Genomic DNA, 23,137 nt, shown 5'->3' with positions numbered 1-23,137 from the left:
TCGCCCTCCTCTCGCGCGGCCATTGCCTGCTCGTCGGCGTGCCCGGCTTGGCCAAGACGCTCCTGGTCCAGACCATCGCCCGCGTCCTGAAGCTCTCCTTCAGCCGCATCCAGTTCACGCCCGACCTGATGCCCTCCGACATTACCGGAACCGAGATCATCGAGGAGGACCGGGCCACCGGCAAACGAGACTTCCGCTTCGTCCGCGGTCCTGTCTTCGCCAACATCATTCTCGCCGACGAGATCAACCGGACGCCTCCCAAAACCCAGTCGGCCCTCCTCCAGGCCATGCAGGAGCACCAGGTCACCGCGGCTGGGCGAACCTACACCCTCGAGCCCCCGTTCTTCGTCCTGGCCACCCAGAACCCCATCGAGCAGGAGGGCACCTACCCGCTGCCCGAGGCCCAGCTCGACCGCTTCATGTTTCTCATTAAGGTTGATTACCCCGAAAAGGCCCAGGAACTCGACATCATTCGGGCCACCACCTCTGATCTGCTCGGCGAGCCCGAAGCCGTCCTGACCGGGCCGGAGGTCCTGTCCATCCAGAAACTCCTCCGCCGCGTTCCGGTCAGCGACCACGTCCTGAACTACGCCGTCGATCTGGCCCGCGCCACCCGGCCGAACCGCCCCGAATCCCCATCATTTATCAATGAATGGCTCACCTGGGGCGCCGGACCACGCGCCGGCCAGTACCTGATCCTCGGGGCCAAGGCCCGCGCCGTCCTCCGCGGCCGCTTCAACGTCTCCTGCGAGGACGTCCGCCAGATCGCCCCAGCCGTCCTGCGACACCGGATATTCACCAACTTCAACGCCGACGCCGAGGGCATCGACGCCGACAGCATCGTCGAAAAGCTCCTGGGGACCGTCCGCGAGCCCCAATCCTGACCCCCAGCCGCGTCTCCAAGCCTCCAAGCCGGGTTCAATCATCGGCATCTGCTGCCGTAACCACAGACCCTCAACACTGACCGCCGCCGTTTTACCGGACCTGGAGTCCCTGCCTTCCCATGATTTTGTCGGAATCTCCACCCGATGGCAGGGGGGATACTCAAGACCCATAATAACTGTCGTCCCTGATCTGAAACTGGGAAAAACGGCCAGCCTTTCCTTTATTGTTGCCGAGCGTATCACAAAATTTTCCCTAAACCACCCCGCTTAACAATACTGCCATGACGGCCTATCTTAAATCACCGTCAAGTCAGTCCGATGAACTACACCGGCAAGAGGTAGCAGTAGCTGGACGAGCTACCTAGCGGCAAACGTCGGGTCGCAAGTCGCAAGCCGACGGAAGACAAGCGTAAAAGTGTGGGGTTCGCAAAAAGTCGTCCGGCATAGTTGTGGGAGGTTAAAGCCACATGAGTAGAATTAACACGAATGTCACGAGTATGATCGCGGCTCGTGTGCTCAACACCCAGCGCACCGGCATGGACGTCGCACTGGAACGCTTGAGCACCGGTCTGCGGATCAACAAGGGCGCCGACGACCCGTCCGGGTTGATCGCCTCGGAAGTGCTCCGCGGCGAGAAGACGGCCTTGTCCGCGGCCATCGCCAACGGCCAGCGGGCAACGAACGTCATCTCCACCGCTGAGGGTGCTCTCAACGAGGTGTCCAACCTGCTGACGCAGTTGGAGGACCTTGTCAGTTCCGCAGCCAACGAGGGTGGTCTGGGCGAGGACGAAATCGAAGCCAAGCAGCTTCAGGTCGACTCGATCCTCTCGACCATCAACCGGATCTCGAACAGCAGCGAGTTCCAGGGCAAAAAGCTCCTCAACGGGTCCCTGGACTACAACCTCAGTTCGGTGGCCACCTCGGCCATCTCCGACCTGAACATCCGGTCGGCCAAGCTGTTCGAGGGCCAGACCCGGACGGTCACCATCGAAGTGACCAACTCGGCTGAGTACGGCCGGGTGTACTACGCGACCTCGGCCCTGGGTGCTTCGAACACGACCATCCAGATCACCGGCGAACGCGGCAGCGAAGTGCTCAGCTTCGCCGGCGGCACCAAGGTCTCGGCCATCGCCGCCGCCGTCAACCAGGTCAAGGAACTGACCGGCGTTTCGGCCACCCTGTCGGCCGGCAACAAGACCGTATTCTTCAACACGACGGAATACGGCAGCGACGCCTTCGTCAGTGTGGACGTGATCAGCGGCACCATGGCCATCAGCGGCGGCACCAGTGGCACCGACTACGGTCTGGACGCTTCCGTGATGATCAACGGTCAGGAAGCCACCACCAACGGTCTGACCGCCAGCATCAACACGGACAGCCTGTCGCTCGAGCTGACCATGACCGAAGGTCTCGGCCAGCAGTTGGCCACCAAGACGTTCGGGATTACCGGCGGTGGAGCTACCTTCTCCCTGGCCCCCGACGTCCTGACCGGCCGCGCCAGCATCGGTATCCAGTCGGTCGCCACCGGTTCGCTCGGCGACAGCACCAACGGATACATCAGTTCGCTGGCTTCCGGCCAGACCAACAACCTGTCCAGCACGAACCTCGGAACGGCCCAGCGGATCGTCAAGTCGGGCATCAAGCAGGTGGCCTCTCTCCGTGGTCGGTTGGGCGCGTTCCAGAAGCTGACCGTCGACAGTACGGTCAACGCCCTGAACGTCGCGTTGGAGAACACCGCGGCGGCCGAATCCGCGATCCGCGACGCGGACTTCGCGGTTGAGACCTCGAACCTGACGAGGTCCCAGATCCTGGTGCAGGCGGCTACCACCGTGCTGCGTCAGGCCAACTCGGCTCCGCAGAACGCCCTGGCCCTTCTCGGCTAGGCGACATAAGACACAACTCAGGCTCGCCCTGCGAAAAGGCGAGGGTCACCCAAGGCCCTCGCCTTTTCCTTTTCTTCGTCCGCCGGGTGCGAATACCCGCTGCCGAGACGGCCGCCGGAACAACTACCCGTCGCCTCCCGCAGATACACGTTGATATCCTCCGAGTCGATGGGCTGCTGATCGCCGTTCTCGTCGATGTACTCGAACAACCGCTGACCCGGCAGGTCGCGGCATCGCCGGATGCCTGCGGCGGGTGCCATCTTCGCGTGTGCAAGTTCTTCTGCGCAGGAGATTCTTGCGTTTTTCGGTTTGGCGGGGTGTAATAATTCCTTTTATGCCCGGACCGGTCGGCGGCGATTTTGGCGGCGCACGCGATTGACGTTGATGACGGTTCGGCGAAGCAGTGGTACAGGCTCGTGTTGGAGCGGATACGAAACATGTTCAGCCGCCTCGGGTTGCCCGAGGGCGGAGGCCGGCTCGGCTCGGTCGGGCGGGGCATCATCCTGGCCGGAGCGGTCGGGATCGTGGCCGGGTTCGGAGCCATCGCGTTCCATTTCCTGTGCAACCTCGTGGTGCACTATACGCTGGCGATGATCGCCGGCTACGAGACTCGCGGTCCGGCCGGCGAGTCGGAAATCTTCGAGCCGTTGGGCCGGCCGCTCGTGCCGTGGCTGTTGCTGGTGGTGCCGACGCTCGGCGGGCTCGTCAGCGGGTGGATCGTCTATACGTTTGCACCGGAGGCCGAAGGCCACGGCACCGACGCCGCCATCGACGCGTACCACAACAAGCGGGGCCTGATCCGCTCGCGGGTCCCGATCATCAAGATGATCACCTCCGCCATCACGCTGGGCACCGGCGGATCGGGCGGCCGCGAGGGGCCCATCGCCCAGATCGGAGCAGGGTTTGGTTCCTATCTGGCCACCAGGCTCAAGTTTTCCGACCAGGATCGCCGTATCCTGTTGGCGGCGGGCATGGGAGCGGGGATCGGCGCGATCTTCCGCGCGCCGCTGGCCGGGGCCATTTTCGCCACCGAGGTGCTCTACCGCGAGCCGGATTTCGAGCCCGAGGCCCTGATCCCGGCGTTCATCTCGACCGCCATCGCGTATTGCGTCTACAGCCTGGTTTTCGGCTTTGAGCCACTGTTTCTGGTGGCGCCGATGCGGTTCGACAATCCGATGCTGCTGATTCCGCTGGCCGTGCTGGCCGCGGCGATGGCCGGGGCGTCGCTGGTCTACGTCCGGTCGTTCTACGGCATTCACGCCGCCTTCAAGCGGCTGCGCATCCCGCCGAAGTTCAAACCGGCCCTCGGGGCCTTCGCGACCGGCGCGTTCGCCGTCGCGGCCTATTATCTGATGGCCGGGGCCGGACCGGAGGCTCAGCGGGACGTGCTGAGCGTCCTGTCGTTCGGCTACGGATTCCTCCAGAAGCTGCTGCATCCCGAGACGGGATCCCAGATACTCATCGCGGTTTTGCTGCTGGTGGGGATCGGCAAGATCATCACCACCTCGCTGACCATCGGCTCGGGCGGTTCGGGCGGCGTGTTCGGACCGAGCATGGTGATCGGCGGCTCGCTCGGCGCGGTGGTGGGATTGGCGTTCCTGCACGCGATGCCCGGCGTGGTCACGCGGATCGACGTGTTCGTGATCCTGGGCATGGCCAGCTTTTTCGCCGCGGCGGCCAACACGCCGGTCAGCACGCTGATCATGGTGACCGAGATGACGGCCAGCTATGCGCTATTTTTGCCCGCGATGTGGGTCTGCGCGCTGGCGTATCTGCTGTCGCGAGGGTGGTCGATCTATCGCGAGCAGGTGGCCGCGCGGATCGACTCGCCGGCCCACCGCGGCGACTTCATCATCGACGTGTTGGAGGGCCTGACCGTCCGCGACGCGTGGAAGTACACCTCGCAGAAGGTGACCACGGTGCCGGTGGACATGCTGCTGGGCGAAGTGGTCCACATGATCCCCGGCACGCTCCAGTCGTGTTTCCCGGTGGTCGACCACGAGGGGCGGTTCTACGGCCTGTTCAGTTGGAACGACGTCCGCCAGTTCCTCTACGACAGCGAGATCGGCGAGCTGGCGATCGCCCAGGATCTGGCGGTGACCAACGTCGAGCCGCTGACCCTCGGTACCGACCTGAGCAGCGCGATGAGCCTGTTCGCCAAGTCGCGATTCGAGGAACTGCCGATCGTCGATCCGGAAAAACCCACCACCGTGATTGGCATGCTCCGCCGCCAGGACATCATCGCCGCCTACAGCGCCCGGTTGCTTGAGATGCGGCTGTAGTTGCCGCCGCGCTCGTAAGGGAGCGGAGTTTTCTCGCCGTCGATTCAACTTCCCTTCAGAGCGGCACGGGGCATGCGGACCACGCGGAGAATTGGAGAGCAGCAGACGATTGCCAAAGGGTTCGGCGGCGTCTATGATGGCTGCGGTGATCGTGGTCTGTTGCGAGGAGCGAGCGATGGCGCGGATTCTGGGCATCGGCGAGCTGCTGTGGGACGTGTTTCCGCACGGCAAGATTTTGGGCGGGGCTCCGGCCAATTTCGTGTTTCACTGCCGGCAGATGGGGCATCCGGCGATGACGGTGTCGCGGATCGGGGACGACGATCTGGGCCGCGAGATGCTGCGGGCGCTTTCGCTGCGGCAGAATCCGGCCACGCTTGTCCAGATCGACCCGGCTCGCCCGACCGGGACGGTGCAGATCACGATGAACGGCGAGGCCCACAGCTTCGCGATCGTCGAGGAGGTGGCGTGGGACTTCCTCCAGCCGTCGAAGGCCCTGCGGACGGAGGCGGAGGCGTCGGACGCGGTGTGCTTCGGATCGCTGGCCCAGCGCAACGAGGTCTCGCGGACGACCATTCTCGATCTGGTCGGGTTGTGCCGCGGGCTGCGGCTGTTCGATATCAATCTGCGGCAGCACTTCTACAGCCGTTCGATTATCGAGAATTCGCTGAAGCTGGCGACGGCGCTGAAGCTCAACGATGAGGAGATCGTCACGCTGGGCGAGCTTCTGGAGTTGAAGGCCGAAGCCCCGGCGGCGATCGCCCGTTCGCTGATCGAGGGTTATCAGCTCGACGTGGTCTGTGTGACGCGGTCGAGCCAAGGGGCGATGATGGTCAGCCCGGACCGGGTGGTCGAGCATCCGGGATTTACATCGAAGGTGGCCGACACCGTCGGCTGCGGCGACGCGTTTTCGGCGGTGCTGGTCGACGGGATGCTGCGGGGCAAGGACCTCTACGAGATCTGCGAGCACGCCAACCGGGTGGGGGCGTTTGTGGCCTCGCAGGCGGGCGCCACGCCGGAATGGCCCGATGAGCTCAGGCGTCTGGTGACCGGCGAGTGATCGCGGTCTGCCAGAGCCTCCCGACCTGCTCGGCGGATGCTTCGAGCAGCTCATCCGCCCGGGCCATCGCCTCGGACAGTTCCATCGGCTGATTGACGATGGAGAAGAACGCGCTCAATGGCGGGATCATGGTCTCGGCCTGTGGGCCCACGCCGCCGACCAGGGCGACGGCGGGCACGCCGTGCCGTTGAGCCATTCGGGCCACCTGCTGGCAGACCTTGCCTCGCGACGACTGGCCGTCGATCCGACCCTCGCCGGTGACGCACAGGTCGGCGCCGCACAGCCGCTCGCTCAGGCCAATCGCCTCGGCCACCAGTTGCGAGCCGCTTTCGAGTCTGGCCCCGCAGAAGCCCATCAGGGCGGCTCCGAGTCCGCCCGCGGCTCCGGCCCCTTCGGGCGTGTCGATGTCGATTCCAAGCCGTTCCTTTACGACGCGGGCGTAGTGCTTGAGGTTCTCATCCAGGGCTGCGACCATCTCGGGCGTGGCCCCTTTCTGCGGGCCGTAGACCCGCGCCGCGCCGTGCGGCCCGGTGAGCGGGTTGGTCACGTCGCAGGCCACGAGAATTTCGGTCTGACGGATACGCGGATCGAAGCCGTCCATCTCGATGGTCGACAGCTTGCGCAGCCCACGACCGCCGGAGCCGATCGGCTCGCCTCGTTCGTCGAGGAGTCTGGCTCCGAGGGCCTCGACGGCCCCGGCTCCGCCGTCGACGGTGGCCGATCCGCCGATGCCGATGATGATCCGCGTCGCTTTCTCCCTCAGGGCGGCGGCGATCAGTTCGCCGGTGCCCCGCGTGGTGGCGATCATCGGGTTGCGCTGGTCTCGCGGGACCAGGGGCAGGCCGGAGGCGGCGGCCATTTCGATCACCGCGGTCTGCTGGTCGCCCAGGATGCCGAACCTCGCCTCGACCGGCCGGCCCATCGGTCCGCCGACCGGGCATTTGACGAATCGCCCGCCGGTGGCGTGGACCATGGCGTCGACCGTGCCCTCGCCGCCGTCGGCCATCGGGGCCAGATCGTACGCGGCATCGGGAAAGATCATTGCCAAGCCGCGGCGCACAGCTTGGGCCACCGCCGTCGCGGGCAGCGACTCCTTGAACGAGTCCGGGGCGATCACGATCTTCATCCGACGCATGGCGGACCTCCTGTCGTCATCGGCTACTATAGCGATCCTGATCCGACGAAGGAACGCATTTTGCCGTGTCCCGCGGCGGGGTCTGTGTTTTGTACAGATTGTACCTTTGGTGCATGCGTGTGGTTTGCGCGGGTGGCCTGGGAGCGGGATATCGAGGGTTTTGTACAAATCGTAAGATTTGCGCGGCCCGCGGAGCGGGGGGTTCGAAGTTGGGCGGATCGAGGAACGGCGGGAAGAAGTTTTGTACAAAACGCACGATCCGTACAGGCCGGTTGGTCTGGCGGCGTGGTCGCAAAGCGTCTCAGCGTGTCGCTGTCGGGGTTCTTGTACAAATCGTACGATTTGCCCCGTCCCTCCCAAACGGTGGGGCTTGTCCGCTCCGGCTGGGTATTCGGTTGTCAAACGCCGCCAGGTGCGACGCGTGTGAGGGCGCTAAGGCCCTTCGACGATAAAGATAGCATGGGAATCGTGGTGAGGCAAATGGTCGGTTTTGACGGCGGGAGCGGAAAACGCGTCAGGGATTTCTGCAGGGATTTGCGGGGCGGGATAGGACTGACTGGAGGAGCGGCACGGAGCCCACACCGCCGGAGGCGGCGAAAGCCAATGAGCGGGTGAGAGAACGGTTCTTGGGGGAAGCATTCTTTGATTCGTGCTTTGCCGCGTGGTCCGCGTACTCCGTGCTGTTCCAGAGTTAGGCTGCATCGGTCGTGGGAGAGCCCCGCTCCCTCACGGTCGCGGCCCTTTGTGGGTCGGGCTATCGGGTCTGGATTTGGGCGGTGAGGCGGTAGTAGCCGCTGCGCATTCGGCGAATGACGCCGAGGAAGAGGTCCTCGCCGGGATCGGTTTTTTCGAGGATCTGGCCGACCTCGTCGAGGTTGCGGACGTACTGGCGATCGAGCTGTTCGATGATGTCGCCGCGTTGGACGCCGATCCGGTCGGCGGGGGAGTCGGGTTCGACGGATTCGACGGCCACGACCTGTCCTTCGGCGAAGCCGAGGCGTCCGCCTTCCAGCGAGACTTCGGTGAGATTCAGGCCCAGGTGCTTTCGGGCTAGGGCGGCCCCATCGGCTTTGGGCTTGGCTTCGAAGGGGATGGACAGGGCGACGCGTTCCTGGTCGTCGCGTTCGACGGTCAGCCGCAGGGCCTGGCCCATCGGTCGTTCGAGGAGTCTGACGTAGAAATCGACGGCGTCGTCGATGGGCGCATCGTCGAATTCGAGCAGAATGTCGCCGGGCAGCAGTCCTGCCGCCTCGGCAGGGGAGTCGCCGTTGACCGAGTCGACGCGGATGCGTTTGCCGTCGACCAGCGGTGCGGTCTTGAAGCCCAGGTCGGCCCGGCGGATGTTTTCGACGTCGAAGAGGTCGGGCAGGACCTGGCGGAGGCGTTCGACGGAGATGGCGAATCCGATGTTCTGGGCGTCGCCGCGAATCGCGGTGTTGATGCCGATCAGTTCGCCGTGGATGTTCAGCAGCGGTCCGCCGGAGTTGCCGGGATTGATGGAGGCGTCGGTCTGGATCAGGTGGCGGTAGGCCCGCGAGTCCTTGAAGGTCAGTTCGCGATCGACCGCGCTGATCACGCCGGTGGTGACGGTATGGTGATAGCCGAGGGGGTTGCCGATGGCGATGACGGTTTCGCCGATCATCAGGTCGTCGCCCCGGCCGAGGCGGATGGCCTGGAGGGGTTTTTCCGGTTCGACCTTGATGACGGCCAGGTCGCGTTCGTTGTCGGTATAGGCTTTGACGGCTTTGAGGGTGGTCTGATCGGCGAAGGAGACGCTGATTTCGACGCCGCGTTGGATGACATGGGCGTTGGTGACGATGTAGCCGGAGTCGTGGATGACGAAACCGCTGCCGAGGGAGTGGGTGGGGATCCGCTGGACGAACGGGCCGGGGACGTTAAAGAAGTTGAAGATATCATCGTCGAACCAGCCGGAGCGACGTTCGATAACTTGAGTGGTGCTGATATTGACCACGGAGTCTTTAACGGTGCGGCAGACGCGGACGACGGGCGTTTCACGGGTGGCCTGCCGTTCGGTGAGTGTTTGTGTCTGGCTGGGCAGAGCCGCCGCGATCACCGCCAGGGTGGCCAGCATGGTATGCATCGGGTGTTCCTCCTGGTTATCGGACGTCAGAACGCCAGCAGCCGGCGGGTCGGCGTTCACGGGAATTGTACCCGGACAGGGTCGCGGCTGCCGAGGCCAAAATCCGGGTGCATCGCTGGTCGGCGTATGGGATTTTAGCCGAAACGAATGAAATTGCTTGGTTTCGTCGATATATGCATTATTCTAGGGCTTGCGGATTGCCCGGGGGCGAGGGGTGACGGAGTGAAGTATCGCTGCGCCGTAGCCGCCTTAGCGAGGCGGACCGGCGAACTCTGACACTACGTATTGTCTACACCTTGTTTCGGCAACTTAAGATAAAGGAGTGTCACCATGGCGACCACGGCCAGTCCGCATCACGTCCGGATTCAGTCGGCGTTTGAGGGCTTCTGGCCCGATCGGATTCCAATCTGCGAGCAGGCGTTCGCCTCGAGCGTGGCCAGCGAGATTCTCGGCCGGCCGGTGTGGACCGGCTCGACCGACGTCCACTATGCGGAGGCGTGCGCGTATCTGGCGGGCGATCAGGCCCACCACGAGTTCCTGGACCGCCTGCTGGCGGACACGGTCGCCCTGGCGAGGCATTTCGACTTCGACGTGCTCCACCTGCCGTGGCGGCATACGGTGCGGCCGACCCGGCGGGTCGATGAGTACCGCATCCTCTACGGCGATCCGGAGGGGTCGGATTGGCGGATCTACAACTACGATCCGGAGTCGCGGACGTATGGGCTATCGCAGTCGGCGCGTGGTCCGATGGCTGTCGAAGAGGTGGTGCAGACCATACGGACTCAATTCCGCCAGTTGGATCGGGGCGATTCCGGTCAGATGGACGAGCTGCGGGCCCGCGCGCAGCGGGAGTACGGAAACGAGTTCGTCGTGGCCGGGTCGGGAGGGATGGCGGTGCCGATGGAACCGGGGTGGCTGGAGGCGACGGTGGTCGATCCGAAACTGGTCGGCGAGTACATCGACCTGCAAATCGATCGGGTTCTGGCTTCGATCCTGGCGCAGTACGAGCACGGGATCAAATTGATCAACGGCGGCGGAGATTTCGCGTTCAACGACGGCCCGGTTTATTCGCCCGAGTTCTTCCGGCAGGTCATGCTGCCGCGATGGAAGCGGGTTTTCGAGTTCTGCCGGGATCTGGGCGTTTACTACGTCATGCGGTCGGACGGCGATCTGTGGCCGGTGGCGGATGACCTGTTCGGCGACGGCCAGCCGCACGCGTACTACGAGGTCGATTACGACGCGGGCATGCGTTTCGACAGGCTGCGGGCGAGATTTCCCGAGCTGGTGCTGATCGGCAACGTCAGCTGCGACCTGCTGCGGCGAGGAACGCCCGATCAGGTCGCCAGGCGGACCCGGGAGTGCATTGAGGCGGCCGGCCCGAGGGTGGTCGCGGCGAGTTCGAATTCGATTATGCATGGGACTCCGCCGGCGAACGTCGAGGCCCTGTATGAGGCGGCCAAGGGCTACCGGCCGAGCCGCAACGGGAATTCAGCCGCCGTCTGGGTCTGACGGCATTGAAGGCGTCGGTTCCGGCCTTGCGTTCGGGCGTATAATTCTTCATGGAGACTACGGGGCTGTACGTCCACGTGCCGTTTTGCACGGGCAAGTGCAACTACTGCAGCTTCTACAGCGTTGCGCCTACCGAAGAGCAGTTGGTGCGCTATCTCCATGCCCTGGAGAAGGAAGCGAACCTGGTCTTCCACGAGTATTTCGACCCGGTGCGGCCGCGTTTGGAGTCGATCTACATCGGGGGCGGGACTCCGACGCGGCTGGAGGAGAGCCAACTGGAGCAACTGGCGTTGACGCTGCGGAAGTTCTGTCTGCCGACCGATGACGTCGAGTATACGGTCGAGACCAGCCCGGAGACGACCACGGCGGGCAAGCTGGCGGTGCTGCGGCGGGCCGAGGTCAATCGGATGTCGTTGGGCGTCCAGAGCTTCGATGACGAGCGTCTGGCGGCGTTGGGCCGGCGGCACCGGGCGGAGGACTCGCGGCGGTCGGTGCGTGAGATTCGGTCGGCGGGGATCGAGGACCTGAGCATCGATCTGATCTACGGCACGCCGGACCAGAGCCTGGCGGCGTGGCGATGGGAGCTGGAGCGGGCGGTGGAACTGGGCCCGGAGCATGTGGCGTGCTACGAGCTGACGCTGGAGGCGGGGACTCCGGCGTGGCTGTGGCGGGATCGGATGCCGGAAGAGGGGTTGCTGATCGAGATGTACTATCTGGCTGAGCAGGTGCTTTCGGCCGGCGGCTACCGTCACTACGAGATCAGCAACTACGCCCGGCCCGGATATGAGAGCTGGCACAATTTGCGCTATTGGCACAACCTCAGCTACATCGGTCTGGGTCCGTCGGCGGCGGGGTATTTGGGCGGCGTGCGGTACACCAACGTGGCGGATCTGGAGAAGTACGACACGATGTTACTGTCCCGCGGGCATCGGCCGGTGGAGTCGGCGGAGCGGCCGGCGGGGTTGCTGCTGGCGGGCGAGACGGCCATGTTGAATTTGCGGATGCGGCGCGGGATCGATCGGCGGGAGTTCATGGGGCGGACGGGGTTCGATCCATTCGCGATCTTTGCCGAGCGTCTCGATCGGCTGCGGGAGGCGGGGCTGATCGAGACGGATTCGAATCACATCCGATTGTCGCGCAAGGGTTTGGTGCTTTCGAACGAGGTCATGGCCGAGTTTCTGCCCTGATCGGGACGGGATCGGAGCGGCGGTCTTCAGTCGGCGACGTGGGCGGGCATGATGACGTGGTCGATCACGTGGATCACGCCGTTGTCGGCTTCGATGTCGGCCTCGGTGACTTTGGCCCCGCTGATGGCCAGGCCGTCGTGGGTGTCGATGGCGACGGTGTCGCCCTCGATGGTGATAACCTCGGACATCTCCGTCAGGTCTTCCCAGAGCAGTTCGCCTTCGACGATGTGGTACATCAGGATATCGTTGAGGCGGGCGACGTCATGGCGCCAGCCGTCGACGCTGCCGGGCGGGAGTCGGTCGAAGGCGGCATCGGACGGGGCGAAGATGGTCCACGGGCCGTAGTTCTGGAGGATGGTGACCAGGTCGACCTGGCGAAGGAGCTTGAGGAAACGGCTGAAGTCACTGCGTTGGTGCAGTTGGGAGATGATGTCCGGCATGGCTTTACCCCCTCAAACGAACTGTCGACGAAAACCCCCTGTGGCTTCGGTACTTGCATCATAATAGCCGTAAGGGAACCCGGTGTCAAGCCGGGCATGCGAATGAGAGAGTCGGGCGGGGAGATTTCGGCGTCGGTGGAGGCGGTCGCCGTTGAAAGCGGGCGGTTGGGCTGGTAGAGTATGGACTTTCTGGACGGGTGCGGCCGCGGCCGCTGTATGTGCAAGGAGGACATGGTGTCGCAGGAAGAACAGGTGCTGGTGGTCGAGCGGTCGGTGCTGGATCGGGTAGGAGCGTTTGAAGGGCTTTGCTTTGAGGTGGATCGGTATTTGCGGGAGATTTTCGCGCCGGGCGTTTCGCGGTTTATGGCCCGCTCGGCGGCGGAGCACGATCCGGGGTACAAGCAGATCATTCCGTACGTCATCATGCGTCACGAGGGCCGGTACCTGAGCTATGTGCGGGGTAAGCGGGCGGGCGAGACGCGGCTGGTGGGCAACCGGTCGATCGGGATCGGCGGGCATATCAATCCGGAGGATTACGAAGCGCCGTTGTTTGACAACGCGCGGGTGGCCTATGAAGAGGCGGTGCAGCGCGAGGTGGCTGAGGAGGTGAGTGTCGAGACGGCGCACACGGACCGGGTGGTGGCGCTGCTGAACGACGACTCGAACGAGGTGGGGCGGGTGCATCTGGGCGTCGTGCATCTTTGGACGCTGGAGTCGTCGAAGGTGGAGAAACGCGAGCAGATGATTACGCAGATGGGTTTTTTGACGGCTCAGGAGTTGGAGGCGGAGCGGGAGAGCCTTGAGACGTGGTCGCAGCGGTGTCTGGACGGGCTGGGGAAGATGGCGGGGTCTGACCAACACGATTGATCCTGGTAGGGCGGTGAACCGATGGCTGAGACGTTGGGGAGTCTGTGTTTCGTTCTGCATGGGCATCTGCCGCATGTGCTGCATCATGGTTCGTGGCCGCACGGCGAGGCGTGGCTGTATGAGGCGGCGGCGGAGACGTACCTGCCGATTCTGGACATGATCGGCGAGGTGGCGTTGAATCGGGCTCGGCCGGCGCTGACGATTGGGCTGACGCCGGTGTTGCTGGAGCAGTTGGGCCACGAGCGGTTCAAGAGCGGGTTTGCGGCGTACCTGGCTGGACGGATGGAGCGGGCGCGGGACGACCGCCGCGAGTTCGAGAAGACCAATCAGCTTCATTTCGCGTACCTGGCCGAGCGGTGGGAGCAGTGGTACGGGGCGAAGCTGGAGCACTTTGAGCGGATCGGTCGGAGCCTTCCCGGAGAGTTCGCGCAGCGCTGCCGCGAGGGGCACATCCAGTTGCTCACGAGCAACGCGACGCACGCGTACATGCCGCTGCTGCTGAATGACGAGATGCTGCGGGCGCAGATGGCGTGCGGGGTGGCGACGAGCCGGCGTCATCTGGGGCTGGCGTCGCGCGGGATGTGGCTGCCGGAGTGCGCGTACCGGCCGACGTGGGAGCACTGGCTGCCGGCGGTGCTGTACGACAACGCGCGTTATCGTCCGGGGATCGAGCAGTACCTGGCGGCGGTGGATATTACGCACTTTTTCGTCGAGTCGCACATGATTCTCGATTCGCACGTGATGGGCGTGCGCGAAGGCGGCGGCTTCGTCGCGGCTGGGCGGGATCGGTATGCCCGCGATCCGGGGCGGCCGGGCGTGCTGGAAGGGGTGGGTGTGGTGTCGCAGCCGGGACCGCCGTCGACGTTCGCGTTTGCGCGGCATCCGCGGGTCAGCGAGCAGGTCTGGTCGGGCGACCTGGGGTATCCGGGGGCCGGCGAGTATCTGGAGTTTCACCGCAAGTACGGCGAACGCGGGCTGCGGTACCACAAGGTCACGAGTCGCAAGTCGCCGCTGTCGGACAAGCAGCCGTACTATCCCGACGACGTGGGCGGCAAGGTTTTCGAGCACGCGGAGCACTTCTGCAACGTGGTTCGCGAGGTGTTGGGCACGTATCGGCATCAGACGGGACGGCAGGGGGTGTGCGTGGCGCCGTTCGACGCGGAGCTGTTCGGGCACTGGTGGTTCGAGGGGCCGCGGTTTTTGCGGGACGTTATTCTGAACTTCAGCCGGGATCGCGACGTGAAGTTGATGACGGCTGAGGAGGCGTTGTATCACCATCCGCCGGAGAAGGTAGTGCGATTGCCGGAAGGTTCGTGGGGCGAGGGCGGCGACCATCGGACGTGGATCAACGACCGGATACGATGGATGTGGGAGATCGAGTACCGTGCGGAGGGTGAGTTTCTGCGGGTGCTGCACGCGCTGCCGTGGCGGACCGAGGGGCCGATACGCGAGGTGCTCGAACGGGCGGCGAGGCAGTTGCTGCTGCTGCAGGCGAGCGACTGGCCGTTTGTGGTGCAGCGTCAGCAGGCGGTGGACTATGGGATTCAGCGGTTTGCCGGGCACGCGACGGCGTTTGGCCGGGCGGTTCAGATCGCCGAGGACTTGGGACGCGGCGGGCAGGTGACGGAGTTGCAGAAAGCGGAACTGGCGGACATGGACGCCCACGACGACATCTTCAGTGAGATCGACCTGAACTGGTGGATGCCGTGATCGGTGCGGATTGCATGGAGATCCGGCGATGGCGGCGGATAGGGTCTTTTTGGAAGGGTACGGTTGGGTGGACCGAGCGATTCGGCGGTGGTGGGCGAACTGCGCAGCGGCGGTGGATGCGGAGATCGCGGAGCTGGACCGGCTGGAGGATTCGCTGACGCCACTTGAGGAGTGGGCGCGACACGTGCGGGGATTGATCGCGACTTTGGAGTCGTGCCATCATAAGGCCGAACGGCACGCGGAGATCATTATCGACGCGATCGGCCGTCGCGGGACGACGAAGGGACAGGGACGGCGCGATCCAGCGGCGGTGGACGAGCGGGAGGAGCAGTATCGAAGCCTGCTGGCGATGTTGAGATCGTGGTGCGCGGGAGTGGAAGTGAATGAGGATACGCCGCTTTTCGGCCGGTACGGCGTGCGAGACCTGATCGAGTTGCTGGGCGAGCGGACGGCGTTGAAGGTCTGGCAGGTGAGGCGGGTGATCGAGAAGGTCGAGCGGTACGCGGACCCTGGGCAGCGGTGGGTCTCGGTGGCGGAGCAGGTGGTGGATCGGGCGTGGCAGGGGCAAAATGCGGAGTTCTGCGGATGGACGAAAGCGAAGGTGATTTGCGATCAGGTGGACGGCCCGGCGGCGGAGGTCTCGCTGGCGGAGGCGATGGATCTGTTGACCGGGTGCAACTGGGACTTTGTGGAAACGGTTCGAACGGTTTTGGGTGCGATTGGAGGGGATCTTCATCCGGCCCGCCCGCTGGCTTTGCATGCACGGAATCTACAGCGGAACCCGGCGAGGGCGCGGTTGACGGTCATCGCAGACTGTCTGGGGGCATTCTGTGAGGGGCAACTGGACCGGTGCGCGGTCGATCAGGAGGTGGTGGAGCGATTGGGCGAAAGGACGCCGGTTGCGCGGTGGCTGGCGGGTTCGTTAGAGAAGACGTTGCGGCTGCAGCTAAGTCTGTGAGGGCGATGCCGCCACGGCTTGTTCTGTGTCCGCCTTTGAGTTGGCGAACGGAGCGGGTCAGAACTGATCGTACTGGTTGCCCATCTGGACGTAGTGGGTGAGTTGTTTTTTGAAGACGACGCGGCCGTCGTCATAGAGGACGTTGAGGCCCTCGAACTTTCCTGGCCCGTGGGAGTAGGAGTAGGGTTCGAGCGGCCCGCCGAGGCCGATCCACGAGGCGCAGTTGTCGGCGGCGAGGACGCCGCTGCCGTCGCCGAATCGCAGGGGCGGGCCCTCCATGCCGGAGTAGCGGTAGTCCCAGTCGTAGGCGCCGGAGCCGTTGTGCTCGAGGCAGAAGAACATGTTGTAGCCGATGCCCCAGTAGTATCCGCCGAGGCCGCTTTCGCCGACGGCCCAACCGTCGGGTCCGGATTTATAGGGGCTGGAGGGGCAGAAGTAGACGCTGGTCTGGCCGTTGGCGGCCCGGAGGAAGAGCGGTCGAAGGTCGAACATGTGGTAGCCGGGTGTATTGCGGTAGACTTCATTGGGGTTGACTGCGTCATGCGGCGGCAGGCGAAGGTTCTCGCCCTCGTAGGCGCTCAGCGCGACGCCCATCTGGCGGAGGTTGTTTCCACAGACGGCGCGGTTGGCGCTTTCGCGGGCGGCGGCGAGGGTGGGCAGGAGGATGGCGATCAGGACGGCAATGATGGCGACGACGACCAGAAGCTCGATGAGGGTGAAGCCGACGGCTGACCGTCGCGGAGAGGAGGCGCGCGGTCGCGCACGAACTTGATGGTTCATGACGGGGCTCCGTAAAGCGGGGTGCTCAGGTATCGTTCACCGGAAGACGGGATGACTACGACGATGGTTTTGCCGGCGGATTCTTTTCGTTCGGCGATCCGGGCGGCGGCATAGAGGGCGGCGCCGGAACTGATGCCGCAGAGGATGCCTTCCTGGGTGGCGGCTTTGCGGGCGAAGTCGTAGGCCTGGTCCTCGTAGACGGTGACGACCTCGTCGATGATCTTGAGGTTCAGGACGCCGGGGATGAAGCCGGCGCCGATGCCCTGGATACCGTGCGGACCGGGCTGGAGGGGCTGGCCGGCAAGGGCCTGGGTGATGACGGGCGATTTGGCCGGTTCGACGGCGACGGCGCGGAAGTCGGGTTTGCGGCCCTTGATGACCTCAGCGACGCCGGTGATGGTGCCGCCGGTGCCAACTCCGGCGACGAGGACATCGATTTGGCCGTTGGTGTCGGACCAGATTTCCTCGGCGGTGGTCTGGCGGTGGATCTGCGGGTTGGCGGGATTTTCGAATTGCTGTGGGACGTAGATGCGGCGGTCGGACTCGAGCATTTCCTTCGCCCGGTTGATGGCGCCGGTCATGCCCTTGTCGGCTGGGGTCAGGACGAGTTCGGCTCCGAGGGCGGCCAGGAGCTTGCGGCGTTCGACGCTCATGCTTTCGGGCATGGTGAGCATCAGGCGGTAGCCCTTGGCGGCGCAGACGAAGGCCAAGCCGATGCCGGTGTTGCCGCTGGTGGGTTCGAGGATGACGGTGTCGGGTGTGATCCGGCCGTCGCGCTCAGCGGCTTCGATCATGGAGACGGCGATGCGGTCTTTGACGCTGCTGAGCGGGTTGAAGTACTCCAGCTTGGCCAGGACGGTGCAGGAGGAGCGGATGATGCGATTGATCCGCACCAGCGGCGTTCGTCCGACGGTTTTGAGCATATCCACGTAAGTCGGCATGACCTGGCACCTCCCGGCTGTCTTGCACCCCTTGCCCATTGTATCCGATCGTACCGCATGAGACTACGGGCGACCGGCGGCGGAATAAAGGAAATTGACGAGTTTCAAGTGTGGTCAGTGGGCTTGCCAGTTTTGACGGGGAGGTGAGAGCAGGGTGTCATTTTGTCAGAACAGGCGGAATGCGGCCAGGGATGATCGTAAGGGTTTGCTATTTATTGGTTTATATCTGGACTGTGGGTGGTGGTTTTGGTACGGAGTTTGCATAAGAGAGTACCGTAGGACAACAGGGATAAGCTGTACTTAGTTGTAATCAATGAGGGACGATCATGGCGAAATCGAACAAGATTATTGGCATAGACTTGGGAACGACGCTTTCGGTGGTGTCGGTGGTCGAGGGCGGCGAGCCGAAGGTGCTGGTCAACGCCCAGGGTTCGAAGCTGACCCCGTCGGTAGTGGCGTTTACGGAGAAGGGCGAACGGTTGGTCGGCGAGTTGGCCAAGCGTCAGCAGGTGACCAACCCGACGAACACGGTGTACTCGATCAAACGGTTCATGGGGCGCCGTCACGCTGAGGTGGCGGAAGAACAGAAGATGGTGCCGTACGAGGTGGTCGGAGCGCCGGAGGAGTTGGTCAAGGTCCAGGTCCGGGGCAAGCAGTACACGCCGCCGGAGATCTCGGCGATGATCCTCCAGGATCTGAAGCGCACAGCAGAGGACTATCTGGGCGAAGAAGTCGAGCGGGCGGTGATCACGGTGCCGGCGTACTTCAATGACTCGCAGCGTCAGGCGACCAAGGAGGCCGGCCAGATCGCGGGGTTGAAGGTCGAGCGGATCATCAACGAGCCGACGGCGGCGGCTTTGGCATACGGCTTGGAGAAGATGAAGAACGAGAAGATCGCGGTGTTCGACTTCGGCGGCGGCACGTTCGACATCTCGATTCTCGATATCGGCGACAACGTGTTCGAGGTGCTCTCGACCAACGGCGACACGCACCTGGGCGGCGACAATCTGGACCAGGTGCTGATCGACTTTCTGGCCACGGAGTTCAAGAACCGCGAGGGCATTGACCTTCGCAAGGATCCGATGGCGTTGCAGCGGCTCAAGGAGGCGGCTGAGAAGGCCAAGATCGAGCTGTCGCAGGTGCTGGAGACGACGGTGAACCTGCCGTTCATCACGGCCGACCAGAACGGTCCGAAGCACCTGAACATCACGGTGACGCGGTCGAAGTTCGAGCAGCTTGCCGAGGGGGTTTTCGAACGGCTCAAGACGCCGTGCATCAAGGCCCTTCAGGATGCCAAGCTCAAGCCCAACGAGGTCGACGAGGTGGTGCTGGTGGGCGGTTCGACGCGGGTTCCGAAGGTGCAGGCGATCGTCAAGGAGGTCTTCGGCAAGGAGCCGAACAAGAGCATCAATCCGGACGAGGTGGTGTCGGTCGGGGCGGCGATCCAGGGGGCGATCTTGACCGGCGAGAAGGAAGAGATCGTGCTGCTGGACGTCACGCCGCTGTCGCTGGGCGTCGAGACGCTGGGCGGGGTGATGACGGTGCTGATCCCGCGGAACACGACGATTCCGACGAGCAAGAAGGAGACGTTTTCGACGGCTGCGGACAATCAGACCGAGGTGACGATCCACGTGCTGCAGGGCGAGCGGCAGTTCGCCAACGATAACCGGACGCTGGGCCGGTTCAACCTGCAGGGCATTCCGCCGGCCCCTCGGGGGATGCCGCAGATTGAGGTGACGTTCGACATCGACGCCAACGGCATTCTGAACGTTTCAGCCAAGGACATGGCCACCGGCAAGGAGCAGAAGATCGAGATCAAGGGCACCTCGGGCCTGACCGAAGACGAGGTCCGCAGAATGACCGAGGACGCCAAGAAGTACGAAGCGGACGACAAGAAGCGCCGCGAACTGGTCGATCTTCGCAACCAGGCGGATCAGGTGGTCTACACGACCGAAAAGACGCTCAAGGAGCACGGCGAGAAGGTCGGGCCGCAGGAGCGTTCGAACGTGGAGGCGGCGTTGAACAACCTGCGCGAGGTGATGAAGGGCGACGACGCGGACGCGATCAAGCGGGCGATGGAGAACGTCATGCAGGCCTCGCAGGAGATCGGCAAGAAGATCTACGAGAACGTCGCCGGTGGCCAGGCCCAGGCGGGTGCCGCGGCGGGCGAAGGGCCGCAGGCTGGGCCGGAAGGCGGTTCCAAGGGCGGCGATGACGTGATCGACGCCGAGTACGAGGAGAAGAAGTAGGGGCCGCAAGGTCTCCTGCAGCAGTTCCCTGTCGCCCGCGGAGGCGGCGGGTTACTGATAGATCCGTTGCGAAAAACCCGGGTCGGAAAGGGCCTGGGTTTTTTCATGGGCGGACGGCTTGGCGATGGGCCAGGAGGACGGCGATCAGGAAGACGAGGCCGGCGGCGGTGGTGGCGGGGAAGAGGGCGGATTGGCCGAAGTGCTTGATGACCAGGCCCGAGGCGAATGGTCCGGCGGCGGCGCCGAGGGCTCCGGCTCCGATGACGGCGGAGGTGAATCGCGAGGATCGGCGGACCTGCTGGCTCAGGACGACCAGGGCCGGCCAGAACGGCCCGGCGGCCAGTGACGTGACGACGACCAGCAGCGTGGCGATCAGCGGCGGCCAGCGGAAGCTCAGCAGGGCGCAGCCGGCGGCCAGGCCGGCGCTGGCGACGATCGCCGCGGGCCAGAGGGTCCAGCGGCGCGGCAGCGCGAGGGTCAGGAGGCGTCCGGCGATCATGCCGATCCAGAAATCGCGAAGGCGAGAGGCGGCGGCCTCCTTGGGCACGTCGAGGAATTTTTCAAAGTAGCTGGCGATCCAGCAGACAAAGACGCACTCGATCGAGACGTAGAGGAAGAGGGCAATCGCCAGCAGGTGAAAGGTGCGGTCGGTCAGGAGGCGGACCGGCGGTTCGGACGGTTCATCGGCGGACGCGGCGGGCTCGCCGGCGGGACGGCGGATCAGGTCGCGGGTCAGGTGGGTGAAGAGGGCGGCGATCAGGAGGATCATCAGGCTGAGGCTGGCCAGGGCCAGCCGCCAGGAGAGGTCCAGGTCGAGAAAGACAGCGGCGAGCTGCGGGGCGATGACCGCGCCGAGGCAGTAGAAGACCTGGGCGAGGTTCATCATCTTGCTGGAGCCGACGCCGCCGAGGTTGGCGATCATGACCGAGCCGAAGGTCTCGGTCAGGCCGCCCGCGTAGCCCAGAGGCAAGGCCCAGATCGCGAACCACGCCAGGCTTTGCAGTTGCGATCCAGCCAGCAGGAGAAGGCCCATCACGAACAGGCCGGTCATGACCAGGCCGCGGTTGGTCAGGCCCAGCCGGGCGGCGGCCCAGCCGCCGGTCCATGCGGCGACCGCGAAAAAGAAGTACTGCAGCGAGAAGATGTGCCCGAAGTCCTCGTAGTTCTGGCCGAATTCCTCAGCGATGGTGGTCACCAGCGGCGGGACCGCATTGGCCGAGATGGCGAACGCGGTGAGCACCGAAAACACCGCCAGAAGGCCGAGCGTTCGTCTGTCGAATGGCATGAAAGCTCCGTGCAACCAACCGATTCAAAACCTGAAATCGCCCCATGTTACGGCGGGAACCGGCAAAAGGGAACAGCGAAGCGAACTGCTCGACGGGTCGGTCTTAACTAAATATTCAAGACCTGACTCCATGGGGTCAGGTCTTGAATATTTAGTTAAGACCGGCGTCGATGTCTCACGTTGGCGAGAATTCCAGTTGGACTGGGTCGGCCTGGCCGGGTTGGAGGGGGCGGATATGGCCGGTGGATTCGTCGAGGAGCGAGGTGGTTTGCGGGTCGAGCGCGTACGATCGGCCGTTGACTTCGGCTTGGTTGTTCTTGATGTGGATGTCCCAGCGGTCGGACCAGCGGAGGCGGAACTCGCCGCCGGGCCGGAGGAGGACGTGGTTTTCTCCAATGGGCCAGAAGTGGCGGTAGACAACGGCTGGGACCCACAGGGCGCCCCAACTGACTCCGCCGGAACCGATCACCTCGCCGGTTTCGGGATTCCAGTTCTCGGGCGAAATCCACTTGGCCCCGCCGGCGGTGGAGCGACGGGCGTCGAACGTGCCTTCGAATGTGGCGTCGGTGTTGTCGGTGTCGGGCGTGCGGTCGATGCAGGTTTTCATCAGGCGCGTCCAGCGGCGGAGCAGCTCGTCGGCTTCGTCGAAATAACCGTAGTTCAGCAGGGCCTTGAGTACGAAGAAGTTGGTCGGCGGCCAGGCTCGGCCGGACCAGTAGTGGGTTGGGTGGTAGTCGGCTGAGTCATGCGAGATCGTTGGAGCGGGATACGGCGTCCAGAACTCAGCGGGGTTGGTCAGGTGTTCGACCATGCGGCGCGCCTGTTCGCATGTGGGCAGGCCCATGAACATGGCCACGAACGCTCCGAGGTGCTTGACCTGCGTATCGAGGCGGCCGGTGGCGACGTCGCGGTCGTGGTAGAATCCGGTCGTCTCGTCCCAGCAGTGGTCGCGCACCAGTCCGTTCAGGCGGTTGGCGTGGTGGCGGAAGAACTCCACCTCGCGCTGGTTGCCGCGAAGCCGCATCGCCGCCGCGGCAAAGCCGCAGAGCAGGCTGACGTAGAGCTGCGACTCGATGTAGTGGATGGTGGCGGATTTGGTGGCCGGGTCGAAACGGAGGTGTCGGCTTCGGCCGCGAATGTGGGCTGGGCTGTCGTCCCAGGGGATCTCGAAGACCATCAGGTTCATCGCCGATGCCTGGTCATTGTGGACGCCGGTGTAGTCCCAGTATTCCGGGCAGAGGCGGCCCGGTTCCGGGTGGCGTCGGCTCATCTCGGCTCGGAACTGCGGCGTTGACGGTTTGCAGTCGTTGACGCCGGGTTCAATCCAGCCGTCGCCGTTGCGGTCGCGATTGGCCAGCCACCACTTGGCCCAGGCGGCGCAGGCGTCGGCGTGCGAGGCGAGGAACCGCCGGTCGCGCGTCCAGGCGAACTGGTCCCAGTAGCCGAACGGTCCCCAGGCGGTCTGCGAATAGTCAAGGGTGAAGGCACGGTCGTCCTTGGGTCCGCGGTTCATCACGCCGGGCATGAAGCCGAAGTGGTCGATCAGGTCGGGGAAGATTTTCTGGGCCTCAACCGCCAGGGCGGGCGAATACAGCGAGGCGATCATGGCGACGAAGTTGGAGCAGTCACCGGCGTTGTAGATGTCGTGGAAGAAGAAGGGACGGACGCCGCAGGCCAGAAAGAACTCGCCGGAGAGCCAGTCGGGAAAGACGCTTTGTGTGCCCAGAGGCGTGACCATGCGGGGAAAGACGTCGTGGTAGAAGTCATTGGCGTAGGTCGTGCCGTCGAACGGCAGGAGGTTGCTGTGGAGTTCCCGGATTTGGCTGGGAAATCGCTTTGAGATGTCCATGGCGGTTCCTTTCGTGACCT

At 64.2% G+C, this 23,137-nt stretch carries 18 protein-coding genes; 10 read left to right on the top strand and 8 right to left on the bottom strand.

Features of this window, described 5'->3' with window-relative positions; all coding sequences use genetic code 11:
* Nucleotides 1-884, top strand: an 884-nt coding sequence (locus GXY33_15715; protein ID NLX06585.1) for an AAA domain-containing protein, incomplete at its 5' end; no start/stop codon positions are given.
* Nucleotides 885-1,351: 467 nt separating this feature from the next.
* A complete protein-coding gene (locus GXY33_15710; GenBank protein NLX06584.1) occupies nucleotides 1,352-2,767 on the top strand; it encodes a flagellin in 1,416 nt (471 codons plus the stop codon).
* 17 nt (nucleotides 2,768-2,784) lie between these two features.
* Here the strand turns inward: GXY33_15710 and GXY33_15705 are convergent, their stop codons facing one another.
* Nucleotides 2,785-3,027: a hypothetical protein gene (locus tag GXY33_15705; protein ID NLX06583.1), complete on the bottom strand. Its 243-nt coding sequence runs from the start codon at nucleotides 3,025-3,027 to the stop codon at nucleotides 2,785-2,787.
* 177 nt (nucleotides 3,028-3,204) lie between these two features.
* Here GXY33_15705 and GXY33_15700 point away from each other — a divergent pair, with 177 nt between their 5' ends.
* On the top strand, nucleotides 3,205-5,049 hold the full coding sequence (locus tag GXY33_15700; GenBank protein NLX06582.1) for a chloride channel protein: 1,845 nt from the start codon (nucleotides 3,205-3,207) through the stop codon (nucleotides 5,047-5,049).
* 175 nt (nucleotides 5,050-5,224) lie between these two features.
* The gene (locus GXY33_15695; protein ID NLX06581.1) at nucleotides 5,225-6,106 is read left to right on the top strand and encodes a carbohydrate kinase; all 882 of its coding nucleotides are present in this window, start codon (nucleotides 5,225-5,227) and stop codon (nucleotides 6,104-6,106) included.
* On the opposite strand, the gene GXY33_15690 is transcribed toward GXY33_15695, so the two are convergent.
* Both GXY33_15690 and GXY33_15685 read right to left on the bottom strand, forming a co-directional pair.
* Complete coding sequence (locus GXY33_15690; protein ID NLX06580.1) at nucleotides 6,081-7,232, bottom strand: glycerate kinase; 1,152 nt, start codon at nucleotides 7,230-7,232, stop codon at nucleotides 6,081-6,083. The genes GXY33_15695 and GXY33_15690 overlap by 26 nt on opposite strands.
* Nucleotides 7,233-7,995: 763 nt before the next feature.
* Entirely contained in the window at nucleotides 7,996-9,342 is a 1,347-nt protein-coding gene (locus GXY33_15685) for a PDZ domain-containing protein (protein ID NLX06579.1), read from the bottom strand.
* Nucleotides 9,343-9,672: 330 nt separating this feature from the next.
* On the opposite strand from GXY33_15685, the gene GXY33_15680 reads away from it, so the two are divergent.
* Both GXY33_15680 and hemW read left to right on the top strand, forming a co-directional pair.
* Complete coding sequence (locus GXY33_15680) at nucleotides 9,673-10,851, top strand: hypothetical protein (GenBank protein NLX06578.1); 1,179 nt, start codon at nucleotides 9,673-9,675, stop codon at nucleotides 10,849-10,851.
* Between the two features lie 50 nt (nucleotides 10,852-10,901).
* A complete protein-coding gene (hemW, locus tag GXY33_15675) occupies nucleotides 10,902-12,038 on the top strand; it encodes a radical SAM family heme chaperone HemW (protein NLX06577.1) in 1,137 nt (378 codons plus the stop codon).
* Between the two features lie 26 nt (nucleotides 12,039-12,064).
* Here hemW and GXY33_15670 read toward each other — a convergent pair whose 3' ends face one another.
* A complete protein-coding gene (locus GXY33_15670) occupies nucleotides 12,065-12,478 on the bottom strand; it encodes a fasciclin domain-containing protein (GenBank protein NLX06576.1) in 414 nt (137 codons plus the stop codon).
* A gap of 231 nt (nucleotides 12,479-12,709) precedes the next feature.
* Here GXY33_15670 and GXY33_15665 point away from each other — a divergent pair, with 231 nt between their 5' ends.
* The 3 genes from GXY33_15665 to GXY33_15655 are packed head-to-tail and all read left to right on the top strand — an operon-like array spanning nucleotide 12,710 to nucleotide 16,013.
* Entirely contained in the window at nucleotides 12,710-13,345 is a 636-nt protein-coding gene (locus GXY33_15665) for a hypothetical protein (GenBank protein NLX06575.1), read from the top strand.
* 21 nt (nucleotides 13,346-13,366) lie between these two features.
* Nucleotides 13,367-15,055, top strand: a complete 1,689-nt coding sequence (locus GXY33_15660) for a DUF1957 domain-containing protein (GenBank protein ID NLX06574.1) — start codon at nucleotides 13,367-13,369, stop codon at nucleotides 15,053-15,055.
* Nucleotides 15,056-15,083: 28 nt separating this feature from the next.
* Entirely contained in the window at nucleotides 15,084-16,013 is a 930-nt protein-coding gene (locus GXY33_15655) for a hypothetical protein (GenBank protein ID NLX06573.1), read from the top strand.
* 57 nt (nucleotides 16,014-16,070) lie between these two features.
* On the opposite strand, the gene GXY33_15650 is transcribed toward GXY33_15655, so the two are convergent.
* Both GXY33_15650 and cysK read right to left on the bottom strand, forming a co-directional pair.
* Nucleotides 16,071-16,793, bottom strand: coding sequence for a DUF1559 domain-containing protein (locus tag GXY33_15650; protein ID NLX06572.1), 723 nt, complete (start codon nucleotides 16,791-16,793; stop codon nucleotides 16,071-16,073).
* Nucleotides 16,790-17,773 (bottom strand): cysteine synthase A, encoded by a 984-nt coding sequence (cysK, locus tag GXY33_15645; protein NLX06571.1) that lies wholly within the window; start codon nucleotides 17,771-17,773, stop codon nucleotides 16,790-16,792. The genes GXY33_15650 and cysK overlap by 4 nt, the downstream gene beginning before the upstream one ends.
* 287 nt (nucleotides 17,774-18,060) lie before the next feature.
* Between cysK and dnaK the strand changes: the two genes are divergently transcribed.
* A complete protein-coding gene (dnaK, locus tag GXY33_15640) occupies nucleotides 18,061-19,983 on the top strand; it encodes a molecular chaperone DnaK (protein NLX06570.1) in 1,923 nt (640 codons plus the stop codon).
* A 103-nt stretch (nucleotides 19,984-20,086) separates the two neighbouring features.
* On the opposite strand, the gene GXY33_15635 is transcribed toward dnaK, so the two are convergent.
* Complete coding sequence (locus GXY33_15635) at nucleotides 20,087-21,268, bottom strand: MFS transporter (GenBank protein NLX06569.1); 1,182 nt, start codon at nucleotides 21,266-21,268, stop codon at nucleotides 20,087-20,089.
* Between the two features lie 175 nt (nucleotides 21,269-21,443).
* Nucleotides 21,444-23,117 (bottom strand): hypothetical protein, encoded by a 1,674-nt coding sequence (locus tag GXY33_15630; protein NLX06568.1) that lies wholly within the window; start codon nucleotides 23,115-23,117, stop codon nucleotides 21,444-21,446.
* Nucleotides 23,118-23,137: the final 20 nt, after the last annotated feature.

It is taken from the genome of Phycisphaerae bacterium, assembly GCA_012729815.1.
Taxonomy (GTDB): domain Bacteria; phylum Planctomycetota; class Phycisphaerae; order JAAYCJ01; family JAAYCJ01; genus JAAYCJ01.
This window is presented reverse-complemented; position numbering and strand designations above follow the sequence as displayed.